The 20,678-nt window shown below is 72.6% G+C and carries 20 protein-coding genes; 1 reads left to right on the top strand and 19 read right to left on the bottom strand.

The features are described from left to right. Positions 1–103: 103 nt before the first annotated feature. Positions 104–943: a tyrosine-protein phosphatase gene (locus ACIRSU_RS07320; protein ID WP_403789739.1), complete on the top strand. Its 840-nt coding sequence runs from the start codon at positions 104–106 to the stop codon at positions 941–943. A gap of 21 nt (positions 944–964) precedes the next feature. On the opposite strand, the gene ACIRSU_RS07315 is transcribed toward ACIRSU_RS07320, so the two are convergent. The 19 genes from ACIRSU_RS07315 to ACIRSU_RS07225 form a co-directional block, all read right to left on the bottom strand. Beyond that, positions 965–1,114: a DUF6126 family protein gene (locus ACIRSU_RS07315; RefSeq protein WP_389206824.1), complete on the bottom strand. Its 150-nt coding sequence runs from the start codon at positions 1,112–1,114 to the stop codon at positions 965–967. A gap of 17 nt (positions 1,115–1,131) precedes the next feature. Beyond that, a complete protein-coding gene (locus tag ACIRSU_RS07310; RefSeq protein WP_403789738.1) occupies positions 1,132–1,731 on the bottom strand; it encodes a helix-turn-helix domain-containing protein in 600 nt (199 codons plus the stop codon). Between the two features lie 87 nt (positions 1,732–1,818). Continuing rightward, positions 1,819–3,204, bottom strand: a complete 1,386-nt coding sequence (locus tag ACIRSU_RS07305) for an aspartate aminotransferase family protein (protein WP_403789737.1) — start codon at positions 3,202–3,204, stop codon at positions 1,819–1,821. After that, on the bottom strand, positions 3,201–4,226 hold the full coding sequence (gene hpnH, locus ACIRSU_RS07300; RefSeq protein WP_403789736.1) for an adenosyl-hopene transferase HpnH: 1,026 nt from the start codon (positions 4,224–4,226) through the stop codon (positions 3,201–3,203). Before hpnH ends, ACIRSU_RS07305 begins: the two co-directional genes overlap by 4 nt. Positions 4,227–4,234: 8 nt before the next feature. Further along, complete coding sequence (locus tag ACIRSU_RS07295; RefSeq protein WP_403790205.1) at positions 4,235–4,858, bottom strand: 1-hydroxy-2-methyl-2-butenyl 4-diphosphate reductase; 624 nt, start codon at positions 4,856–4,858, stop codon at positions 4,235–4,237. A 356-nt stretch (positions 4,859–5,214) separates the two neighbouring features. After that, complete coding sequence (gene shc / locus ACIRSU_RS07290; RefSeq protein ID WP_403789735.1) at positions 5,215–7,233, bottom strand: squalene--hopene cyclase; 2,019 nt, start codon at positions 7,231–7,233, stop codon at positions 5,215–5,217. 120 nt (positions 7,234–7,353) lie between these two features. Beyond that, positions 7,354–8,454, bottom strand: a complete 1,101-nt coding sequence (locus tag ACIRSU_RS07285; RefSeq protein WP_403789734.1) for a polyprenyl synthetase family protein — start codon at positions 8,452–8,454, stop codon at positions 7,354–7,356. Next, complete coding sequence (gene hpnE / locus ACIRSU_RS07280; RefSeq protein WP_403789732.1) at positions 8,451–9,881, bottom strand: hydroxysqualene dehydroxylase HpnE; 1,431 nt, start codon at positions 9,879–9,881, stop codon at positions 8,451–8,453. Before hpnE ends, ACIRSU_RS07285 begins: the two co-directional genes overlap by 4 nt. After that, positions 9,878–10,117, bottom strand: a complete 240-nt coding sequence (locus tag ACIRSU_RS07275) for a hypothetical protein (protein ID WP_403789731.1) — start codon at positions 10,115–10,117, stop codon at positions 9,878–9,880. Before ACIRSU_RS07275 ends, hpnE begins: the two co-directional genes overlap by 4 nt. Then, positions 10,114–11,064 carry a presqualene diphosphate synthase HpnD gene (hpnD, locus tag ACIRSU_RS07270; RefSeq protein ID WP_403789730.1) on the bottom strand — a complete coding sequence of 317 codons (951 nt, stop codon included), beginning with the start codon at positions 11,062–11,064 and terminating at the stop codon, positions 10,114–10,116. Before hpnD ends, ACIRSU_RS07275 begins: the two co-directional genes overlap by 4 nt. Next, positions 11,061–11,984: a squalene synthase HpnC gene (hpnC, locus tag ACIRSU_RS07265; protein WP_403789729.1), complete on the bottom strand. Its 924-nt coding sequence runs from the start codon at positions 11,982–11,984 to the stop codon at positions 11,061–11,063. Before hpnC ends, hpnD begins: the two co-directional genes overlap by 4 nt. A gap of 334 nt (positions 11,985–12,318) precedes the next feature. Next, on the bottom strand, positions 12,319–12,960 hold the full coding sequence (locus ACIRSU_RS07260; RefSeq protein WP_403789728.1) for a TetR/AcrR family transcriptional regulator: 642 nt from the start codon (positions 12,958–12,960) through the stop codon (positions 12,319–12,321). Between the two features lie 212 nt (positions 12,961–13,172). After that, positions 13,173–13,958, bottom strand: a complete 786-nt coding sequence (locus ACIRSU_RS07255; protein ID WP_403789727.1) for an ABC transporter ATP-binding protein — start codon at positions 13,956–13,958, stop codon at positions 13,173–13,175. Beyond that, the gene (locus tag ACIRSU_RS07250) at positions 13,951–14,880 is read right to left on the bottom strand and encodes an ABC transporter permease (protein ID WP_403789726.1); all 930 of its coding nucleotides are present in this window, start codon (positions 14,878–14,880) and stop codon (positions 13,951–13,953) included. Before ACIRSU_RS07250 ends, ACIRSU_RS07255 begins: the two co-directional genes overlap by 8 nt. 50 nt (positions 14,881–14,930) lie before the next feature. Beyond that, positions 14,931–15,815 (bottom strand): glycosyltransferase family 2 protein, encoded by an 885-nt coding sequence (locus ACIRSU_RS07245; protein WP_403789725.1) that lies wholly within the window; start codon positions 15,813–15,815, stop codon positions 14,931–14,933. A gap of 11 nt (positions 15,816–15,826) precedes the next feature. Beyond that, on the bottom strand, positions 15,827–16,606 hold the full coding sequence (locus ACIRSU_RS07240; protein ID WP_403789724.1) for a CDP-alcohol phosphatidyltransferase family protein: 780 nt from the start codon (positions 16,604–16,606) through the stop codon (positions 15,827–15,829). Next, positions 16,584–17,645 (bottom strand): iron-containing alcohol dehydrogenase family protein, encoded by a 1,062-nt coding sequence (locus ACIRSU_RS07235; RefSeq protein ID WP_403789723.1) that lies wholly within the window; start codon positions 17,643–17,645, stop codon positions 16,584–16,586. Before ACIRSU_RS07235 ends, ACIRSU_RS07240 begins: the two co-directional genes overlap by 23 nt. Beyond that, the gene (locus tag ACIRSU_RS07230; RefSeq protein ID WP_403789722.1) at positions 17,633–18,382 is read right to left on the bottom strand and encodes a sugar phosphate nucleotidyltransferase; all 750 of its coding nucleotides are present in this window, start codon (positions 18,380–18,382) and stop codon (positions 17,633–17,635) included. Before ACIRSU_RS07230 ends, ACIRSU_RS07235 begins: the two co-directional genes overlap by 13 nt. After that, complete coding sequence (locus ACIRSU_RS07225; protein WP_403790203.1) at positions 18,379–20,298, bottom strand: DUF5941 domain-containing protein; 1,920 nt, start codon at positions 20,296–20,298, stop codon at positions 18,379–18,381. Before ACIRSU_RS07225 ends, ACIRSU_RS07230 begins: the two co-directional genes overlap by 4 nt. Between the last annotated feature and the right edge of the window lie 380 nt (positions 20,299–20,678).

The raw sequence follows: 20,678 nt of genomic DNA, 5'->3' as shown, positions 1-20,678 counted from the left end.
TCCCATCTCCCCTGCAACCAGGGCGCGTTATCACCAAACCCACAATACGGACAGATCACCCATTCCCGCCCCGAGGGGGTATGCCCGGGGCTACTGACCCTGGATGATTGCCCGAGGAACCGATCTCGAGAGACCAGGAGCAACCGTGACGCAAGCGACCACCGAGCCCGAGCTCGTCGGCGTACGCAACTTCCGTGACCTGGGCGGGCTGCCGACCACGGACGGCCGGGAGGTGCGCCCCGGGCGCCTCTTCCGCAGCGGCCACCTGGCGCACGCCACCCCGGAGGACGCCGCGTTCCTCACCACCCTGGCCCTGCACACGGTGTTCGACTTCCGCAACGACGCGGACCGGAAGGTCGAGGGACCGGACGTGGACCTTCCGGGGACACGGAACGTGAACATCCCCCTGAGCGACCCGGCCGACGGCAAGGAGTTCTGGAAGCTGGTGCGCACGGGCGACCTGGCGCAGCTGCGCGAGCTCCTGGCGGACGGCAAGGCCGCGGCCCGGATGTCCGGTTCGTACCGGAAGATGATTGTGGAGAAGACGGCCGAGCACAGCCGGATCCTGCACGCGATGGCCGAGGACAGCGTCCCCGTCCTGATGCACTGTGCGGCCGGCAAGGACCGCGCGGGCCTGGCGATCGCGATATCCCTGCTGGCGCTCGGCGTCGAGCGCGAGGCGATCGAGGCGGACTACCTGAAGTCCAACGCCCCGCACCGCCGCTACAAGGTGCAGCGCAGCTCCACCGCCCCGGACGCCATGTCGCCGGAGGTGATGGAGCTGCTCGCGCCGCTCTTCGACGCGCGGGTGGAATATCTGCAGACGGCCTTCGAGGCGATCGAGGCGACCTGGGGCTCGGTGGACGCCTATCTCGCCGAGGGCCTGAAGCTGGCCCCGGAGACCCGGGAGCGGCTGCGCGAGCGGATGCTCACGGAGGCGTAGCGTCCGCCGTTCCGGTCCCCGCTACTTCGCCCCCATCGCGAAGAGCAGGTAGAGGAAGGCGGCGAAGAGGTGGCCGGCGACCAGATACGCGAAGAGCCGGAGCACCAGGCCCTTGGGGAACTTGCCCTCACCGCGCTCCTCGCCGGTGACCGGTACGGACTTCTCGGACATGTCGGTCCTTTCTCGACCTAGCGGCGGTGCGGAGTTCCGTCGCCGAGGCACAGTTCGGCGGCGGGGCTCTGCATCAGGGTGTGGACGAACAGCAGCTCCGCCCCGGCCTGGGTGGCGGCACCGATCCGGTGCGGGGTGAGCGAGTCGAAGTGGGCGCTGTCCCCGGGATCGAGGACGTGCACCGCCTCGCCGAGCGCGAGCCGCACCCGGCCTTCCAGGACGTGGATCCACTCCTCGCCGGGGTGGACGCGCACGATGTCGGCGCGGGTGGCGTACGGGACGTGGACCCGCAGACACTGCAGGGCGCGCCCGGCGCCGCCGGCCTGGCGATAGATCCAGCCGTCGGCCTCGACCGGCTCGGAGCGCCCGGCCCGGACGACCGGGTCGCGCTCCGGCGGCGCCTCGCCGAGCAGCTCGGAGACCGTCGTACCGTAGATGCGGGAGAGCGCGAGCAGCATCGGCAGCGAGGGCTGCCGGTTCCCGGTCTCGAGCCGCGACAGATGGGCCGGTGAGAGTCCGGCGCGCTGGGCGGCCGCCTCCAGGGTGAGCCCGCGCCGCCGGCGCAGGGCCCGCAGCTGAGGGGCGACGTCCGGTACGGCGTCGGTGACGTGGTCCATGTGTCCATTGCGCCAGGCCCGTGCCTCTGAGGCAACTTTCTTGCCTCAGAGGCAAAACCCGCTCGGCGCGATCCGGTCAGCCCGCCTTCAGCGCTGGGCCACCGCCTGCTTGACCAGCGTCTTTCCGAAGTCCCACATCAGTCCGCCGCCGCCGTGGGCGTCGTCCATGACGGCCGTGAAGGCGGTCACGAAGCGGTCGACGTCCGTCTCGTCGATGATCAGCGGCGGGATGAGCTTGATCACCTCCAGATGGTCGCCGGACACCTGGGTCAGGATGTGGTGGCGCTGGAGCAGCGGCACCACGACCATCTGGGCGAAGAGGCCCTTGCGGGCCGCCTGGAGCATGGTCCATCGGCTGCGCAGGCCGAGCGAGGACGGCCGGCCGAACTCGATGCCGATCATCAGGCCGCGGCCGCGGATCTCCTTGAGCAGCTCGTAGCGCGGTACGAGCTCGCGCAGCCGGGAGGCGAGCAGGTCGCCGGTCCGGCGGACGTGCGCGACGGTGTCCTCGGCCTCCATGACCGCGAGCACGGCGAGCCCCGCGGCCATGGCCTGCGCGTTGGAGCCGAAGCTGGCCGAGTGGACCAGCACCCGGTCCATCGAGGAGTAGACCTTCTTGAAGATCCAGTCCTTGCCGAGGGTGGCGCCGACCGGCACGTAACCGCCGGAGAGCGCCTTGGCGACGCAGACCAGGTCGGGCTCGACGCCGTCCTCGTGCTGGTACGCGTAGAAGTCGCCGGTCCGGCCGAGGCCGGTCTGCACCTCGTCGGCGATCAGCAGCGCGCCGTGCCGGTGGAGCAGCTCCTGGGCGGCGCGCAGGAAACCGGGCGGCGCCTCGTGCACGCCCTTGCCCTGGACGGGCTCGACGACGAAGCCGGCCACGTCGCCCCTGCGCAGCTCCCGCTCCAGGGCGTCGAGGTCGCCGAGCTCGATCGCCGTGTCGGGCAGCAGCGGCGCGAAGCCGTCCCGGAAACCTTTCTCCCCGTTCACGGAGAGGGAGCCGGTGGTCAGGCCGTGGAAGGCGTGCGCGCAGTAGACGATCCTGGGCCGCCCGGTGGCGTACCGGGCGAACTTCAGGGCCGTCTCGACGGCCTCCGTGCCGCTGTTGCCGAAGAAGACCCGGTCCAGGTGCGGGCTGTGCGCGAGCAGCCGCTCGGCGAGCAGTCCGGGCAGCGGCGGGCAGTCGAAGCGGGTGAGGTCGGCGAGCTGTGCGTCGAGGACGTCGTGCAGCGCCTTGCGGACGACCGGGTGGTGCCGGCCGAGCCCCATGACGCCGAAGCCGGCGAGCATGTCGAGGTAGTCGTTGCCCTCGGCGTCCCAGAAGTGCGCCCCCTCGGCCCGTACGTACGTCCGGTCGAAGCCGATGGTGTGGAGCATCCGCGGGAGCTGGTGGTTGAGGTGGCGGGCGTGCAGCTCGTAGCGTTCGCCGCCGCGCTCGGCCAGCAGCGCCCGCAGGTCGAACTCGCCGTTCATGACGTGGTGTTCCCGTTGACGGTCTCGCGGATGGCCCGCAGCGACTCCTTGAGGGAGCCCATGGTGGCGAGGACGGCGGTGGGCTCGTAGCCGCAGTGCGCCATGCAGTTGGCGCAGCGCGGGTCCTTGCCGCGGCCGTACTTGTCCCAGTCGGTCTCCTCGATGAGTTCGCGGTACGTCGGGACGTAGCCGTCACTCATCAGATAGCAGGGGCGCTGCCACCCGAAGAGCGAGTAGTTGGGGATCGCCCACGCGGTGCACGGGAAGTCGGCCTTGCCCTCCAGGAAGTCCAGGAAGAGTGGCGAGTGGTTGAGCCGCCAGCGCCGCCGGTTTCCGCCCGCGAACGCCTTCCTGAAGAGTTCCCTGGTCTGTTCGACGCCGAGGAAGTGCTCCTGGTCGGGGGCCTTTTCGTAGGCGTAGGCGGGCGAGATCATCATTTCGTCGACCTGGAGGTCGTCGTTGAGGAAGTTGAGCACCTCGATGACGGTCTGCGGGGTGTCGGTGTTGAAGAAGGTCGAATTGGTGGTGACCCGGAAGCCGCGCCGCTTGGCCTCCTTGATGGCCGCCACCGCCTCGTCGAACACGCCCTCCTTGGCGACGGATTCGTCGTGCCGCTCGCGCAGTCCGTCGATGTGCACGGCGAAGGCGAAGTACGGCGAGGGGGTGAAGTCGTCGAGCTTCTTGCGCAGCAGCATCGCGTTGGTGCACAGGAAGACGTACTTCCTCTTCGCCACCAACTGGCGTGCGATCTCGTGGATCTGAGGATGCATCAGCGGCTCGCCGCCGGCGATGGACACCATCGGCGCGCCGGACTCCAGGACGGCGCCCACCGCCTGCGCGACCGGCATCCGCTGCTTGAGCACGCCTGCCGGGTGCTGGATCTTGCCGCAGCCCTCGCACTTGAGGTTGCAGGCGAACAGCGGCTCCAGCTCGACGATCAACGGGAACTTGTCCCGCTTGCGGAGCTTCTGTTCGAAGAGATAGGTCCCGACCCGGATGGACTGACGGAGCGGCATGGCCATGACTCGGCTCACCTCCTGGGGAGCAGCAAAGAACGGTGCCATTCGAAGAAAGCGGGAAGGACGGCACGGAGAACGCGGAACGCCGATATTCCCCCGCGCACGGTGCCGATCCGGACCAGTTCATGTTCTGGAGCGTCCACGACCACCCGGACGGCCGCAACCGGGCGGGCTCCGGCGCCGGTCGCGGTGCGCAGCGTGGCCGCGGACTCCATGTCGACGGCGATGGCCCCGCCGGCCCGCAGCGCGGCCCGCTCGGGGCCGCGGACCACGTGGTCGGAGCCGGTCAGCGGGCCGGTGTGGACGGTGTGCCCGGGCAGGGCGCGGGCGAGCGCCTTGACGAGCAGCTCGGTGCCGACGCAGGGCGTGGCACCGTCGGCGTCGCGGGTCTCCTCGGCGACCACGATGTCGCCGGGGTGCATGCCGGGGGCGAGCCCCGCGCAGAAGCCGGAGGCGATGACGGCCGCGTCCCGCCAGGGCTCGCGGGCCAGCGCCCGGGAGACGCCCCGGCACGCGTGCGCCGGCCCCATTCCGGTCCGCACGACCGCGAGCGGCGCGGGCGCCCCGCCCCGGTCGCCGCTGCGCAGCGCCAGCTTCTCGATGCCGAGCGCACAGGCGACGATCAGCGGCGGCACGACGAGCCCGCCCCGCGACACGAAACCGCCTGCCCGAGCCCGGGCAGGGCCTCCCGCGGCCCGTGAGGGGTCTCCCGCGGCCCGGGCGGGGCCTCCCGCGGCCCGTGAGGGGTCTCCCGCGGCCCGGGCGGGGCCTCCCGCGGCCCGTGGGGGCTCTCCCGCCTCGGGCCGTACGGGATCGCCGGCCTCGGCCCGTACGCCGCCGGCCCGGGCCCGTACCGGATGCCCGGACCCGTCCCGTACGCCGTCGCCCCCGCCCCGTACGCCGCCGTCCCCGGCCCCGGGCCCCGCCGCAGCCGCGGCCGGCCCCGTGGTGTCCTCGGCGCCTCTGGGGCCCTCGGGGGGCGGTTCCCGGGTCATCCGGTGCTCTCCCGGCCGTGCAGGACGGGCTCGCCGTTCAGATAGCGGCCGAGCGCGGTGAGCGGGAAGACCTGCCGGTAGAGGTGGTAGTTGATGGAGAAGTCCCACGGGAAGCCGGTGCCGGTGAAGTACGGCTCGTCCCAGGAGCCGTCCGCGCGCTGCCGTTCGACCAGCCAGGCGATCCCGCGCCGGACCGCGTCGGAGTCCCGCTCGCCGGCCGCGAGCAGGGCGAGCAGCGCCCAGGCGGTCTGGGAGGCGGTGGAGGTGCCGCGGCCGATCCACTGCGGCATCCGGTACGAGCGGAGGTCCTCGCCCCAGCCGCCGTCCTCGTTCTGCACGGATGCCAGCCAACCGGCCGCGCGGCGGATCGCGGGATGGGTGCGGGGCAGTCCGGCGGCGACGAGGGCAGGGACCACCGAGCCCGTGCCGTAGACGTAGTTGACGCCCCAGCGGCCGAACCAGGCGCCGCTGGGCTCCTGTTCGGCGAGCAGCCACTCGACGCCCCGCCGGGTGCGCGGGTGGTCGGCCTTGCCCTCATAGGCGAGCATCTCCACCACATGGGCGGTGACGTCGGCGGACGGCGGGTCGATGACCTCGCCGAAGTCGCAGAACGGCAGCCGGTTGGGGAAGGCGCTGGTGTTGTCGGCGTCGAAGGCGCCCCAGGCGCCGTTCCTCGACTGCATGCCGGCGGTCCACCGTGCGCCGCGGCGGACGGCCGCCTCCACCCGGTCCGGTTCGGGGTGCTTCACCCGGCGCAGCGCGAGGATGACCTCGGCGGTGTCGTCGATGTCCGGGTAGTTGTCGTTGTGGAACTCGAACGCCCAGCCGCCCGGCGGGAGTTCGGGCCTGCGCACCGCCCAGTCGCCCTTGCGCGTGACCTCTTCGCCGAGCATCCAGTCGGCGGCCCTGACCAGCGCCGGGTGGTCCGGCGGTACGCCCGCGTCGGCGAGCGCGATGGTGGCGAGGCAGGTGTCCCAGACCGGGGACTGGCACGCCTCGATCATGCGGGCGCCGTCCTCGCGGGTGACCGCGAACCGGTCGAGCGATTCGAGGCCGGCCCGCATGACGGGGTGTTCCAGGTCGTAGCCGAGCAGGTGCAGGGCGATGACCGAGTAGACGGCGGGCGGCTGGATGCCGCCCCAGCAGCCGTCGTTCTCCTGGCGTTCGACGATCCAGCGGGCGGCCACGTCCATGGCGATCTTCCGCAGCCGGCGCGGGGCGACCTTGCGGTAGAGGTGCAGGCCCTTGTCGACGCGCTGGAAGAAGCCGTCCCAACTCAGCACCCGGGCCGTCGGCTTGACCGGATTCGGGTGGGCCGGGTCGGTGTGCAGTTCGTCGAGCGGGAAGGGGGCGGGCCGCACCGGCCGCTTGGCGGAGACGACGGTGAGCGGCACGATCGTCTGCCGGGCCCAGCAGCCGAAGTCGTAGAGGTTGAGCGGGAACCAGCTCGGCAGGAAGACCAGCTCGGGCGGCAGCTCGGGCAGGTCGTCCCAGCGCCACCAGCCGAAGAGGGCGAGCCAGATCCGGGTGAAGACGCGGGCGGCGGCGATGCCGCCCTGGTCGCGGATCCAGGCGGCGGCGCGGGCCATGTGCGGGGCGTCGGGGAGGTCGCCGGCGAGGCGCAGCGCGACGTACGCCTCGACGGTGGCGGAGAGGTCGCCGGGCCCGCCGTAGAAGGTGGCCCAGGTGCCGTCCTCCTGCTGCTCGCCGCGGATGAAGAGGGCGGCGGCGCGGGTGGTGTCGGAGTCGAGGATCCCCAGGAACTGCCGGAGCAGCAGGTCCTCGGCGTCCATGGTGACGTTGGTCTCCAGGTCGCCCTTCCACCAGCCCTCGGCGTCCTGGCGGCCGAGGAGGTGCTCGACGGATCGTTCCGCCGCCCGCTTGGCGGCCTCGTCGAGCCCGCCGGTGAGGGTGACGGTGGTCGTGTCGGTGGTCGGGTCGGTGGTCGTGTCGCTGGCCGCGGCTGCAGCCCGGGGTCCCACGGCCCCGGCGCTTCCGTCGGTCGTCGCTGTCATGGCTTCCCCTTCATGCAGTCGGTAGTGCGTGACGCGTACTTCTGCCTTCTCGGGTCTGCCGTCGGCCGGTGCCGGGTGGCACCGGCCGGCGACTGCGCAGCTATATCAGAGCGATGGTGATCATCTCTTCCGTACGACGACGAAATCGGCCAGAGCCGTGAGCTGGTCGCGGACCCGGGCGGGCATGTCGACCTCGTGCAGGGCCCGGATGGCGATGGCGTGCTGGCGGCGGGCCTCCTGGGAGGTCCACTCCCGGCCGCCGGCCGCCTCGATGAGGGCGGCGCGGGCGGCGAACTCCTCCTCGGAGAAGGAGTCGAAGTCCGTGCTCTTGGCGTCGGCCGCGAGCAGCTCGCCGAGCTCCTCGGAGGCCGGGCCGCCGGCCGCGAGCGCGGCGACGACCGGCAGCGACTTCTTGCGCTGCCGCAGGTCGGACCAGGTCTGCTTGCCGGTGGACTCCGGGTCGCCCCAGATGCCGAGCAGGTCGTCGACGGCCTGGAAGGCGAGGCCCAGGTGGTAGCCGTACTCCTCCAGCTTGTCGGCCGTGCGGTCGTCGCAGCCCGCGAGGACGGCGCCGATGGAGGCCGCGCAGGCGAGCAGGGCGCCGGTCTTGTTGCCCTCCATCTCCAGGCACTCCTCGACGGTGACCCGCTCGCGGTGCTCGTAGGAGATGTCCTGCGCCTGCCCGTCGATGAGCTTGCGGTTGGCGGTGGTGAGGCGGCGGGTGGCGCGGCCGGCCTCGACGGTGCCGAGTTCGAGCAGCAGCTCGTTGGCGAGGGCGGAGAGCGCGTCACCGACCAGGATGGCCTGGGCGGGGCCGTGCACCTTCCACACGGTGTCGCGGTGGCGGCGCTGCTCGTCGCCGTCCATGAGGTCGTCGTGGAGCAGCGAGAAGTTGTGCACCAGCTCGACGGCGACGGCGCCGGGGATGCCGACCTCGGGGGCGGCGCCCGCGGCCTCGGCGGAGATCAGCGCGAGGGCGGGGCGGACGGCCTTGCCGCTGTCGCCCTCGGTCGGGTTGCCCTGGGCGTCGATCCAGCCGAAGTGGTAGGCGGCCACGGTGTCCATGGGCGGCGCGAGGCGGTCGACGGCCGCCCGCATGACGGGCGTGGACAGGGCGCGGCCCCGTTCCAGCAGTGCGGCGACATCCGGGGTGTCGACGCCCGGGTTCCCCGGGGGCACAGTCGGCACGGTCTCTCCTCTGGTTCCGGTACTCACACTCATGCCGCCTCCTGTAGCGGGTGGTCGTAGTGGCGGCCGAGTGCGGAGAGCGCGGCGCCCGCGGCGCTGAAGCCGCTGCGGACGGCACCCTCCATGGTCGCGGGCCAGCCGGTGGCGGTCCAGGCGCCGGCCAGGTAGAGGCCGGGGGCGTGGGTGCGGGCGCCGGGCCGGAGCCGGCCGACGCCAGGGGTCGGGGCGAACGTGGCGGTCCGCTCGCGGGTGACGAAGAAGTCGCGGACACCGGCGCCGCGGGCGGCGGGCAGCAGCCGCTCCAGCTCGGGCAGGTAGCGCTCGCGCAGGGCGGCGACCGGCTCGTCGATCTCGTCGTGCACGGCGGACTGCGAGAGGGCGAGGTACTGGCCGGGGCCGGTGAGCCCGGAGGAGTCGGTGCGGTCGAAGACCCACTGGACGGGGGTGCCGAGCGCGGCGAAGAACGGCCGGCGCAGCACCTTGCGGTCGTAGATCACGTGCACGTTGAGGATCGGCGCGGTGCCGATGTCGAGGAGCCGGTCGGGGTCGTCGAGGGCGCCGTCCGGCAGCAGTTCGCGGGTCTCGCGATGCGGTACGGCGAGGACGACGGCGTCCGCCTCCAGCGTCTCCCCCGGCACCTGGACGGCCCAGCGGCCGTCGCCGGTGCGGCTGATCCGCTCGGCCTTGGTGCGCAGCTCGATCCGCACGCCCAGGTCGTCGAGGGCCTTGCGGGCGAGGTCGTCGTGGAGGTGGCCGAGCGGGACGCGGGCCCAGCCGATGTCGGCGGCGCCGCTGTCGGAGAGCAGCCCGGTCTTGAACACCTTCGCCGCGAGGCCCATGGAGGCGTGCGGTGCGAGGGCGTTCAGCGTCGCCACTCCGACCAGGTCCCACAGCGCCTCGACGGCGCGCGCGGACTGGCCGTGCCGGCCCAGCCAGGTGCCGAAGTCGATGCCGTCGAGCGCGGGGTCGGCCGGATCCAGCTTCTTCAGCGCGAGCGCGGCGCGGGCGACGCTCGCCCGCTCGCCGGGCGACAGATGCGGATACGTCGCCAGGCTCCGCGCCAGATGCAGCGGCACCGGCAGCGCGTCCCGGCGCAGCCGTCCGAGCCGCGGGCCGCGCGGGTGCGCGACGTCGAGCACCGGCACGTCGAGGCGCGGCTGCACGGGCGCGAGGTGGGCGCCGTCCACCCGGTCCAGGAACCAGCTGTACGCGGTGCAGCAGCGCAGGTACACGTGCTGGCCGTTGTCGACGGTGAGGTCGCCGCGCTTGAACGAGGTCGCGAGCCCGCCGAGCCGCGGCCGCCCTTCGAGCAGCGTCACCCGCAGCCCGGCCTCGGCCAGCTGCAGCGCGCTGGTCAGCCCGGCGAGCCCGCCGCCGACGACGACGGCCCGCGGCCGCCGCTCGCCGTGCCCGCGCACGTCGGCCGCTCCCCCGGTGACCCGGATGTCGTCGGCGGTCATGCGGCCTCCTCTCGGAACGTCGTGTTCAGGGACGCGGTACGGAGTCCGCGGGTTGTCCGGGTCCTACCGCCCGCACCGAAGGCCCGCCCGGCGGCGCTGCAGGCGGCGACGCGGCCGGCCTGGGCGCCGCCCGCGCCGTGCGGCAGCCGGCAGCGCGGCGCGGCGGTGCCGGACGTCGAAGGGGCCGTGCGGCCCGCGGCGGAGGCGTCGTACGACGGGTGCGCGGCGTGGGTCACGCGGGCCTCCTCGACGTGCGGCGGGAGATGTGGCGGGCGTCGAGGCCCGAGAGGCCGCGGACGGCGACGTAGGCCTTCTCGCGGCCGGGGAGGGAGACGCGGCCGCGCAGGACGGCCTCGGGGTCGCGTTCGATCCGGTCGAGGAGGCGGCGGTAGATGCCGGCCATGGCGGCGACGCAGGCGCCGCTGCGGCGGTCGAGCATCGGCAGCAGCCGGTAGCCCTCGGCGAAGAGGGCGCGGGCGCGGCGGACCTCGAAGTGGACGAGGCCGGCGAAGTCGGCGCCCGGCGGCGGGGTGCCGGTGCCGAAGCCGTCGGCGCAGCCGAACTTGGCGAGGTCGTCGGCCGGCAGGTAGGTGCGGCCGTTGCCGGCGTCCTCGCGGACGTCCCGCAGGATGTTGGTGAGCTGGAGCGCGAGGCCGAGGGTGTCGGCGTACTCGGCGGCGCGTTCGGACCCGGCGGCGCCGGGCTGGGTGCCGAAGACGCCCAGCGAGAGCCGGCCGATGGCGCCGGCCACGCAACGGCAGTAGACCCTGAGGTCGTCCCAGGTCTCGTATGTCGCGCCGCGCACGTCCATGAGCACACCGTCGATGAGCTCGTCGAGCCCGCCGAGCGGGATCGGGAAGCGGCGGGCGGCGTCGCTGAGGGCGACGGCGACCGGGTCGGTGTCGTCCTCCTCGATCTCGCCTGCGCGGACGCGCCCGAGGAGCGCCCGGGTGGCCTCCAGGCGGTCCGTCTTGTCGGCGGGCGCGAGCGGCCCGTCGCCGATGTCGTCGACCCGCCGCGAGAACGCGTAGAGCGCCGACATGGCCTGCCGCTTCTCGGTCGGCAGCAGCCGGATCCCGTACGCGAAGTTGCGCGCCTGCGCCCCGGTCACGGCCTCGCAGTAGCTGTACGCGGCCTGGACCGGCGCGGACGGCTGGGACTGTCCCTCCACTGTCCGGCTCACCCCTCTCTCCGCGCCGTGAGCAGGACGGCGCCCGCCCGGCGCATCAGACTCGGTTTGGCGGCCTTGGGCGGCCCGGACAGCACGTCGAAGCCGGCGGCGGCGATCGCGTCGAGCGCCGCGTACCCGCCGGCGGTGAAACCGGCCAGGAGCAGCCGGAGGCGGCCGTGGACGCTGCCGACGAGCGGGACGCCGGCGTCGAGCAGACCGCGTGCCCGGTCCGCCTCGAAGGCGATCAGGGCGCGCACGGACGCGCCGGCCGTGGGCCGGGCGAGGTCGTCCTCGGTGACGTGGAAGCGCTTCAGGTCCTCGGCGGGCAGGTAGATCCGGTCGCGGCCGAGGTCCTCGGCGACGTCCTGGAGGTGCTCGACGATCTGGAGCGCGGTGCAGATCTCGTCGGAGCGGCGGATCCGCTCGGGGGTGGCGGTGCCGGTGATGCCGAGGACGAGCCGGCCGATGGGGTTGGCGGACAGCTCGCAGTACGCCACGAGGTCGTCGTACGTCTCGTAGCGGCGGATCAGCTGGTCCTGGCGGTTGGCGGCGACGAGGCCGAGGAACGGCTCCGGGGCGAGCCGGCAGCGTTCGACGGTGGGGCCGAGAGCGCGGAGCAGCGGGTGCCGGGCCGGGCCGTCGGCCGGGTCGAAGACGCGCAGGAGGTCGGCCTCGAAGGCGTCGAGCACCGCGAGCCGGTCGTCGGCGTGCCCGGGGTCGACGCCGAGGTGGCGGGCGTCGGCGCCGCCGGGCGCGAGGTCGCCGTCGCCGATGTCGTCGACGAGGCGGGCGAAGCCGTAGACGGCCATGAGGTCGTCGCGCCAGGCGCGCGGCAGGAAGAAGGGGGCCACGGGGAAGTTCTCGTCCGCGGCCTTGCCGAGTGTGGTGCGCGAAGCGGCGTCATCGGGGCGCACCTGCCGGGTTCCCGTCACCGGCCGCTGCCCGACGCGGGGACGGCGACACCCTCGTGGAGCTGGAGATTCTGCGTCATGGCCGTCACATCTCCCGTTCTACACCGCGGATCCAATCCATCCTATTTCGGACACGCCGCCGACCCTTGCCCATGGCTCACCGCCCGGCCGCCGGGGCCATGGGATATCGCCGGGGTATCGCCCCACTTGCCGCGAAACAGACCGGTCCAGCTTACGTTGCACGAGGCGATGTGCCTCGTCCGGGGGTGCGCGCAACGCGACAGCGCCGCAGGGCCCGTCAACCTTCCCCCGACGAGGGGAAGTTCACGGAAGGTTGACGTTCTCCCGGAGGCCCTCAGCAGGCCCGGGTGCCGGAGACCACCATCGCCAGCGTGGACTCGACGACGTCGTCCCGGCGCTGGGCGGGCAGCCGCCGCAGCGGGTCCTCCAGGAGTAGCAGCGACAGTCCGTGCACGGCCGACCACGCGGCGGCCTCGGCCGCGGGCCGGGCGACGCGTGGCGGCCGGGCGGTCGCGGCGACGGCCGCGAGGGCGTCGGTGAGCAGCGTGAACGCCCGGACCTCCGCGGCCCCCGGCCCCTCGGCGGCGGTCTCGGCGTCATCGGCGCTCGGGGTGCTGAAGGCGGACCGGTAGAGCCCCGGCTGCGCGACGGCGAAGGCGACGTAGCCGCGGCACAGGGCGGCGAGCCGGGTCTCGGCGGCGAGGGCGCAGTCGTCGGCGCCGGGGATGCGGGTGGCGGTGCGCTCCATGGCGTCGGCGAGGGCACGCCGGGCGTGTTCGCGGACGGCGGCGAGGAGCTCGCCGCGGCCTTCGAAGTGCCGGTAGGCGGCGGTGGGCGAGACGCCGACGCGGCGGGCGGCCTCGCGCAGGACGACGCGTTCGGGGCCCCCTTCGGTGGCGAGGTCGACGGCCGCGCAGATGAGGGCGTTGCGCAGGTCGCCGTGATGGTAGGTCTTTCCTCCCGAAATCGCTGCCATGGGCTCATCCTGCCCGATGTTGACCGCATGAACATTCCGGCCGGGTCCCCGATGCGCGAAAACCGGACGCGCCCGGACACGAAACCGCCCCCGCCGATCGGATCGGCGGGGGCGGTGGAAACCGCGGGCGCTCGGGGCGCTCGGGACTCGGAGCGCTCGGCGCTCGGGGCGCTCGGGACTCGGAGCGCTCGGCGCTCGGGGCGCTCGGGAGACTACTTGCCGGTCTCGCGCTCGTAGGCGGCGATGACCTCGTCGGTCGGGCCGTCCATGAGCAGCTCGCCCTTCTCCAGCCACAGCACCCGGTCGCAGGTGTCCCGGATCGACTTGTTGCTGTGGCTGACCAGGAAGACCGTGCCGGCCTCCTTGCGCAGCTCGCGGATGCGCTCCTCGGAGCGGATCTGGAACTTGCGGTCACCGGTGGCCAGCGCCTCGTCGATCATGAGGACGTCGTGCTGCTTGGCCGCGGCGATCGCGAAGCGGAGCCGGGCGCCCATGCCGGACGAGTAGGTCCGCATCGGCAGCGAGATGAAGTCGCCCTTCTCGTTGATTCCGGAGAAGTCGACGATGTCCTGATAACGGTCCTTGATCTCGTCACGGCTCATGCCCATGGCGAGGCCGCCGAGGATCACGTTGCGCTCGCCGGTCAGGTCGCTCATCAGGGCCGCGTTGACGCCGAGCAGCGAGGGCTGGCCGTCGGTGTAGACCTTGCCGCTCTCGGTCGGCAGCAGGCCGGCGATGGCGCGCAGCAGGGTCGACTTGCCGGAGCCGTTGGTGCCGATCAGGCCGATGGCCTCGCCGCGGTACGCCGTGAAGGAGACGCCGCGCACGGCGTGCACCTTGCGCACGCCGCGCTCGCTCTCGCCCTTGCGGCCGCGGATGATCCGGCTCAGGGCGGCGGTGGCGCTGCCCTTGCCGCCGCCGGCGCCGTTGACCCGGTAGACGATGTGGACGTTGTCCGCGATGACGGTGGGCACGCGGCCCTGGGAGTGATCAGCCACGGCCGTACTTCTCCTCGGCCTTCCAGAAGTAGATGAAGCCGCCCACACCGATCACCACGGACCAGGCGATGGTGACGGCCCAGACGTGCGGCGGGAGGTTGTGGGCCCCGTAGCCGTCGATCAGGGCGAACCGGATCAGGTCCATGTGCAGCGCGGCCGGGTTGTACTGGAGCAGGTCGGCGATCCAGGCCGGCTTGTCCGAGAGCATCACGGGGATGGAGAACATCACGCCGGACGCGTACATCCAGGTGCGCATGATGAACGGCATCAGCTGCGCGAGGTCCGGCGTCTTGGCGCCCCAGCGGGCCACGATCATGGAGAGGCCCGCGTTGAACACGAACTGCAGGGCCAGCGCCGGGACGAGCAGCAGCCAGCTGAGCGACGGGTAGCTGCCGAAGGCGATGGCGACACCGGCGAGCACGATCATCGAGAACAGCAGCTGCTGGAGCTGCTGGAGCGCGAAGGAGATCGGCAGCGTGGCGCGCGGGAAGTGCAGCGCCCGGACCAGGCCGAGGTTGCCGGAGATCGCGCGGACGCCGGCCATCACCGAGTTCTGCGTGAAGGTGAACACGAACACACCGGTCACGAGGAACGGGATGTAGACCGAGTGCGGCATGCCCCGGTCCGCGCCGATGATCACACCGAAGATCAGGTAGTAGACACCGGCGTTGAGGAGCGGGGTCACCACCTGCCAGAGCTGGCCGAGCTTCGCCTGGCTGTACTGGGCGGTGAGCTTCGCCGAGGAGAACGCCAGGATGAAGTGGCGGCGGCCCCACAGCTGACGGATGTACTCACCGAGCCCCGGCCGGGCACCGCTGACCGCGAGACCGTGCTTCGCGGCCAGCTCGGCCGGGCTCAGGCCGTCGTCGGCGGACGGCCGGGTGCTGGTCATGACCCCACCGTCCTGCGTTGTGTCACTCACAAGTCGAAACTTTCGTGTTCAAGATGCGCGGCAAGTCGGGTACCACGATGTCAGACGACCGGCGGGCGTCCCAGCCGGGTCAGCCGCCATACCGTACGCCACCTCATGGGGCGCCGAGGTCCGCAGGGCACCTTCCACCCCTCCCGGAAACCGCCGAACCACGCCCTGAGCGCGGGGACCGAGGGCCGCCGGGCCAGGGTGAGCAGCAACCACACGCCGAGATAGACCGGCACCAGGGGTGCGGGAAGATTGCGGCGCGCCAGCCACACGCGGTTGCGGGCCACGTTGAAGTGGTAGGTCGCGTGCCGGGACGGCGGGGTGGTGGGGTGCAGCAGCACCATGTCGGAACGGTAGTCGATCATCCAGTCGGCGTCGAGCGCGCGCCAGGCGAGATCGGTCTCCTCGTGCGCGTAGAAGAACTCGTCCGGGAGACCGCCGACCTCGGCGAACACCTTGGTGCGCACGGCGTTGGCGCCGCCGAGGAAGGTGGTCACGCGCGAGGAGCGCATCGGGTCGGAGGCACGCAGCCGGGGCACGTGCCGGCGCTGGGTGAGACCGGTCTCCGGGTCGGCGATCCGGAAGCTGATGATGCCGAGCTTCGGGTCGGCGGTGAAGGCCTGGCGGATCAGCTCGCCGGTGTCGGTGTTGGCGAGCAGTCCGTCGTCGTCCAGGAAGAGCAGCACGTCGACGTCGGTGCCGCCGGGGCCGAAGGCCTCGATGCCGACGTTGCGGCCGCCGGGGATGCCGAGGTTCTCCGGCAGGGTCACCGAGCGGACGCCCGCGGGCAGGTCCGGGATCTCGACGCCCTGGCCGACGACGACGACCTCGATCGGGTCGCCGTCCTGGCGGGCGACCGAGTCGAGCAGCGCCCGCAGGTCCTCGGGCCGGTTGCCCATGGTGATGACGACCGCGCCCAGCTTCAGCGTTCCGGTCATGATGGCGGGCCTCACTTGAGCCTGCTGGAGGCGAGGACGGACACCAGGTGCAGCAGGGTCTGCAGCAGCGCGATGCCCGCGAGTACGGCGACGCCGAGGCGGGTGAAGAACAGGTCGCCGTGGATCCGGTCGGCGATCGCGAGGACCAGGATCAGCAGCGACGCCTCGATGCCCAGGATGAGCCGGTGGAACTTGAGCGCGGCGGCGGCCTTGCGGGCGAGCGCCACGCCGGAGGAGCGCGGCTCGGCGGCCGACTCCTTCACCGGCTCCATGCCGGCCTGGTGGCGGGCGACGCCGACGAGGTCGGTCTCGGCCTTGATCAGGATGGCGCCGAGCGCGGCGAGGGTGCCGAGGAACGCCCACAGCCAGTCGATCCGGCCGCCGCCCCACAGGTCCGCGGCGCGCAGGCCGAGGCCGACGAGGACGGCCGCGTCGCACAGGTAGGCGCCGACCCGGTCCAGGTAGACACCGGCCAGCGAGTACTGCTTCTTCCAGCGGGCCAGCTCGCCGTCGACGCAGTCGAGCAGCAGGTACATCTGGACCGCGAGCACGCCGAGCACCGCCCCGGGGATGCCCGGGACGAGCAGGGCGGGCGCGGCGAGCACGCCGGCCAGGGTCATCAGGTACGTGAGCTGGTTCGGCGTGACGCGGGTGTTCGCCAGGTGGCGGGTGATCCGCAGCGAGATCTCCCGCATGTAGAGGCGGCCGCCCCAGTGTTCGCCGCTCCGCCGGTCCTTGACACCCGGGGGGTGCACGACCGGGCGGAGTTCAGCTACCGATGGCTTTTGCATAGTCGGCGTATGCGTCCCTGATCTCGTCGGTGGACAGGTCGAGGTGCTCGAGGATGGTGTAGCGGCCGGGCCGGGTCTGCGGGGCGAACTCCACGGCCCGCACGAACTCGGCCACGGTGAAGCCCATCTCCTCCGGGAGCACGGGCAGCCCGTGCCGGCGCAGCGTGGCGACCATCTGCGCGGACTCCTCGCGGGCCCCGCGCAGGTGCATGGCGAAGGCGGCGCCGAGGCCGCACTGCTCGCCGTGGCTGGCGGCGCGGGTCGGGAAGAGCAGGTCGAAGGCGTGGCTGATCTCGTGGCAGGCGCCCGAGGAGGGGCGGCTGTCGCCGCTGATCGACATGGCGATGCCGGACATCACCAGGCCTTCGGAGAGGGTGACCAGGAAGTCGTCCTCGCCGACGCCGCCGGGGTGCCGGAGCACCGCCTCGCCGGCGCTGCGGGCCATGGCGGCGGCCAGGCCGTCGACCTTCTCGCCGGTCTCGCGGTGGGACAGCTCCCAGTCGGCGATGGCGGAGAGGTTGGAGATGGCGTCGCCGATGCCCGAGCGGATGTAGCGGATCGGCGCGTCCCGGATCACGTCGAGGTCGATGACCAGCGCGATCGGGGTCGGCACGCCGTAGGAGCCGCGCCCGTTGTCGTTGTCCAGGGTGGAGATCGGCGAGCAGATACCGTCGTGCGACAGGTTGGTGGCGATGGCCACCAGCGGCAGGCCGACACGGGCCGCCGCGTACTTGGTCACGTCGATGATCTTGCCGCCGCCGAGCGCCACGACCGCGTCGTACCGCTTGCCGCGCATGGCGTCGGCGAGCTTCACGGCCTCGTCGATGGTGCCGCCGGCGACCGGGTACCAGTCGGCGTCCGGCAGCTCGGGGGCGAAGCGGTCACGCAGCTTCAGGCCGGAGCCGCCGCTGATGGCGACGGCGATCCGGCCGTTGCTGGAGATCCGCTGGTCCGCGAGGAGCGCGGACAGGTCGTCCAGCGCTCCTCCGCGGATGTCGACGACGACCGGCGAGGGGATCAGCCGGGTCAGTACTGGCACGCGATCTCACGGCCCTTCGCCAGGTCGTCGTGGTTGTCGATCTCGACCCACTTCACCTCGCCGATGGGCGCCACGTCGACGGTGAAGCCGCGGTTGACCAGCTCCTGGTAGCCGTCCTCGTAGTAGAGGTCGGGGTCGCGCTCGAAGGTGGTCTTCAGGGCGTCGGCGAGCTCCTCGGCGGCCTCGGCCTCGATGAGCGTGACGCCGATGTACTCGCCGGTCGCGTCGGCCGGGTCCATCAGCTTGGTGATCTTCTGGACGCCCTTGCCGTCGGCGGTGACGACCTTCATCTCCTCGTCGGCGAGGTTCTTCACCGTGTCGAGGGCGAGGATGATCTTCTGGCCCTGGCCGCGGGCGGCGAGCAGGGTCTTCTCGACGGAGACCGGGTGGACCGTGTCGCCGTTGGCGAGGATCACACCGCGCTTGAGGACCTCACGCGCGCACCACAGGGAGTAGGCGTTGTTCCACTCCTCGGCCTTGTCGTTGTCGATGAGGGTCAGCGTCAGGCCGTACTTCGCCTCCAGGGCCTCCTTGCGCGCGTACACGGCCTCCTTGCGGTAGCCGACGACGATCGCGACCTCGGTGAGGCCGACCTCGGCGAAGTTCTTCAGCGTGAGGTCGAGGACGGTCAGCGAACCGTCGCCCTCGCGGTCCACGGGCACGAGGGCCTTCGGAAGGGTGTCGGTGTAGGGGCGCAGACGCCGTCCGGCACCGGCTGCCAGTACGAGGCCAATCATGCTGTCTCTCCTTCGTCATGTACGGCGGGTGCTCCGGAGGAGACCCAGAAGCGGATGGACTCCACGAGCACCACGAGGCCCACGGCGGCCGCGAGCGCGGTGAGTGCCAGGGTGAAGTCGTCGCCGCGGTTCGCGAGGAGGGCGGCGAGGACGGCCACCAGGAGGGTGCGTCCCTCGTGACCGCCGATGGTGCGCACCAGCCAGGCGGGCGGCGCGCCGGCGTTGCCGCGGATGCGGTACACCGTGTCGTAGTGATGGTAGGCGACCGCCGCGACCAGCCCGAATGCGGCCGGGAGCGCGTGGGCGGCGCCGGCCTTGGCGGCGAGCGCGAGCACCGTGCCGTACTCGGCGGCCCGGAAGAACGGCGGGACCAGCCAGTCCAGGGCGCCCTTGAGGGGGCGGGCGGCGGCCAGGCCGGCGGCCATGACGTAGATCACCGCGACGGCGGTCAGCCGGGCGTCGCCGAACGGCAGGTACAGCGCGCCGGCCACCATCGCGGCCGCGCCGAGCGCGGCGACGAAGACCGGGCTGACGACGCCGGCCCGGCCGCGCAGCAGGCGGGCCTGGAGCTCGGCGAGCGGGCCGGAGTCCGTGAGGTCGGCGAGGGCCTTCGCGGCGCGGTCGCTGCGCGGGGTCTTGCGGGTGACCGAGCGCAGCACGCGGCCGGCGGTGGTGTAGCAGGCGCCGAAGGCGCAGCCGACGATCAGCGCCCAGAAGACGATCCGGGGGCTGGTGGCGGCGGTGAGGACGGCGATCATCGCCCAGCGCTCGCCGATCGGCAGGATGATCATGCGGCGGGCCCAGACGGTCCAGCCGACGCTGTCGAGCCGGCTGGAGAGGGCCAGGCCGGTCTTGGCGGTGGCGCCGGGGCTCGCGGGGCCGGCGGTGGCGTCGGTGGCGTTCGACTCGTTGAAGGCGAAGTCCACGACGTGCCGGCAGGTCATCAGGACCATGGCGCCGAGGGCCAGCGCCCACACGTCGTCGCCGTTGCGGGCGGCGCCGAGGGCGAGACCGGCGTAGAAGGAGTACTCCTTGGCGCGGTCGAAGGTGGCGTCGAGCCAGGCGCCCATCGTCGAGTACTGCAGCGAGTAGCGGGCGAGCTGTCCGTCGGTGCAGTCGAGCACGAAGGAGACGAGCAGCAGCACGCCGGCGGCGATGTAGCCGCCGCGCTCGCCGGTGGCGGCGCAGCCGGCCGCGATCAGCGCGGTGAGCAGCGAGGCGGTGGTGACCTGGTTGGGGGTCAGGCCGCGGCGCGCGCACCAGCGGGCGATGTAGCGCGAGTACGGGCTGATGAAGAAGGTCGTGAAGAAGCCGTCGTGCGCCTTCACGGCGGACCGCAGTCGGACGGCCTCGTCGTCGACGGCCTCGACGGCGGCCCGGGCCTGGTGACGGGCCTCCGGGTCGGTGGGCACGGCGGCGACGAGCGTGCCGAGCTGCGGCCGGTGCACGGCGACGCCGTCGGCGTCGAGCGCGTCGGCGACGGTGTCGGGGAGGCTGTCGGCGAGGTCGTACGGGGTGCCGTGGCCGGTCTCGTACGGGGTGCCGTGGCCGGTCTCGTCCGAGGCGGGGTGGCTGGTCTCGTACGTGGTGGGGTGGCCGGTTCCGTGCGGCGCCGGCTGCGCGGCGGCGGCCAGCGCGCGGGCCAGGGCCGGGCGGGCCTCCGGCTGCGCGGTGAGCGCGCCGGGGGCGGCGGCGGCCGGGAAGCGCGGGTCGGTCAGCGCGAGCCGCAGCGCGTGCGGGTGGCCGACGAAGCGCGGGTCCACCAGCGCGACCCGCTGTCCGGCGGGTACGCGGGCGAGCAGCGCCCCGGTCTCGTGGGGGCCCGAGGCTGTCTCGACGTGGAAGCCGAGGGACCGCAGATCGGCGTCGAGCGACGATCCGGGTACCGGCGGACCGGTGAGGATGGCGGTCGACAGGACGAACTCACTCCTTGGAGCTGGCGGACGGGCCGGCGGGAACCCACGGCACGGCCCCGGGCGCTGTGATGCGGCCCGGCACCGGGCGACGGCACGTCGGCTGAGGCTATCGGATGACGGAAGCGCGAGTTCACCGAGGTTTCGCGGTACCGACTCCCTGCAGTCGCCCCGCGTCCGTCCGGGTGAGTCCGGCCCCGCGGAGATCATCATGGGCGATCGGCCGCCCGGGCGACAAACGCTCTTCGGCCACCCCTCGACCCGGTCGGCAAACCCGCAGGTCAGAGCATATGACAACGGTGTTCAGTACCGTGTTGCACATACCCCCCACCCGTAGTTCACTTGGCGACTCGGGGCACAGATGCAGCACTGGAGACGACACG

It is taken from the genome of Streptomyces sp. NPDC101160, from assembly GCF_044768205.1.
In the GTDB taxonomy this organism is placed as follows: domain Bacteria; phylum Actinomycetota; class Actinomycetes; order Streptomycetales; family Streptomycetaceae; genus Streptomyces.
The sequence above is the reverse complement of the archived record's forward strand: the minus strand, read 5'-3'. Positions and strand labels throughout refer to the sequence as shown.

Excerpts from the sequence above, each read along its gene's own strand:
- ACIRSU_RS07260 (WP_403789728.1), bottom strand. The coding sequence starts at position 12,960 with ATGGCAGCGATTTCGGGAGGAAAGACCTACCATCACGGCGACCTGCGC.
- ACIRSU_RS07305 (WP_403789737.1), bottom strand. The coding sequence starts at position 3,204 with ATGAACGGCGAGTTCGACCTGCGGGCGCTGCTGGCCGAGCGCGGCGGC.
- ACIRSU_RS07230 (WP_403789722.1), bottom strand. The coding sequence starts at position 18,382 with ATGATTGGCCTCGTACTGGCAGCCGGTGCCGGACGGCGTCTGCGCCCC.
- hpnE (WP_403789732.1), bottom strand. The coding sequence starts at position 9,881 with ATGACCGCCGACGACATCCGGGTCACCGGGGGAGCGGCCGACGTGCGC.
- ACIRSU_RS07315 (WP_389206824.1), bottom strand. The coding sequence starts at position 1,114 with ATGTCCGAGAAGTCCGTACCGGTCACCGGCGAGGAGCGCGGTGAGGGC.
- ACIRSU_RS07245 (WP_403789725.1), bottom strand. The coding sequence starts at position 15,815 with ATGACCGGAACGCTGAAGCTGGGCGCGGTCGTCATCACCATGGGCAAC.
- shc (WP_403789735.1), bottom strand. The coding sequence starts at position 7,233 with ATGACAGCGACGACCGACGGAAGCGCCGGGGCCGTGGGACCCCGGGCT.
- ACIRSU_RS07310 (WP_403789738.1), bottom strand. The coding sequence starts at position 1,731 with ATGGACCACGTCACCGACGCCGTACCGGACGTCGCCCCTCAGCTGCGG.
- ACIRSU_RS07285 (WP_403789734.1), bottom strand. The coding sequence starts at position 8,454 with ATGAGTGTGAGTACCGGAACCAGAGGAGAGACCGTGCCGACTGTGCCC.
- ACIRSU_RS07320 (WP_403789739.1), top strand. The coding sequence starts at position 104 with ATGATTGCCCGAGGAACCGATCTCGAGAGACCAGGAGCAACCGTGACG.
- ACIRSU_RS07240 (WP_403789724.1), bottom strand. The coding sequence starts at position 16,606 with ATGCAAAAGCCATCGGTAGCTGAACTCCGCCCGGTCGTGCACCCCCCG.
- hpnH (WP_403789736.1), bottom strand. The coding sequence starts at position 4,226 with ATGGCCATGCCGCTCCGTCAGTCCATCCGGGTCGGGACCTATCTCTTC.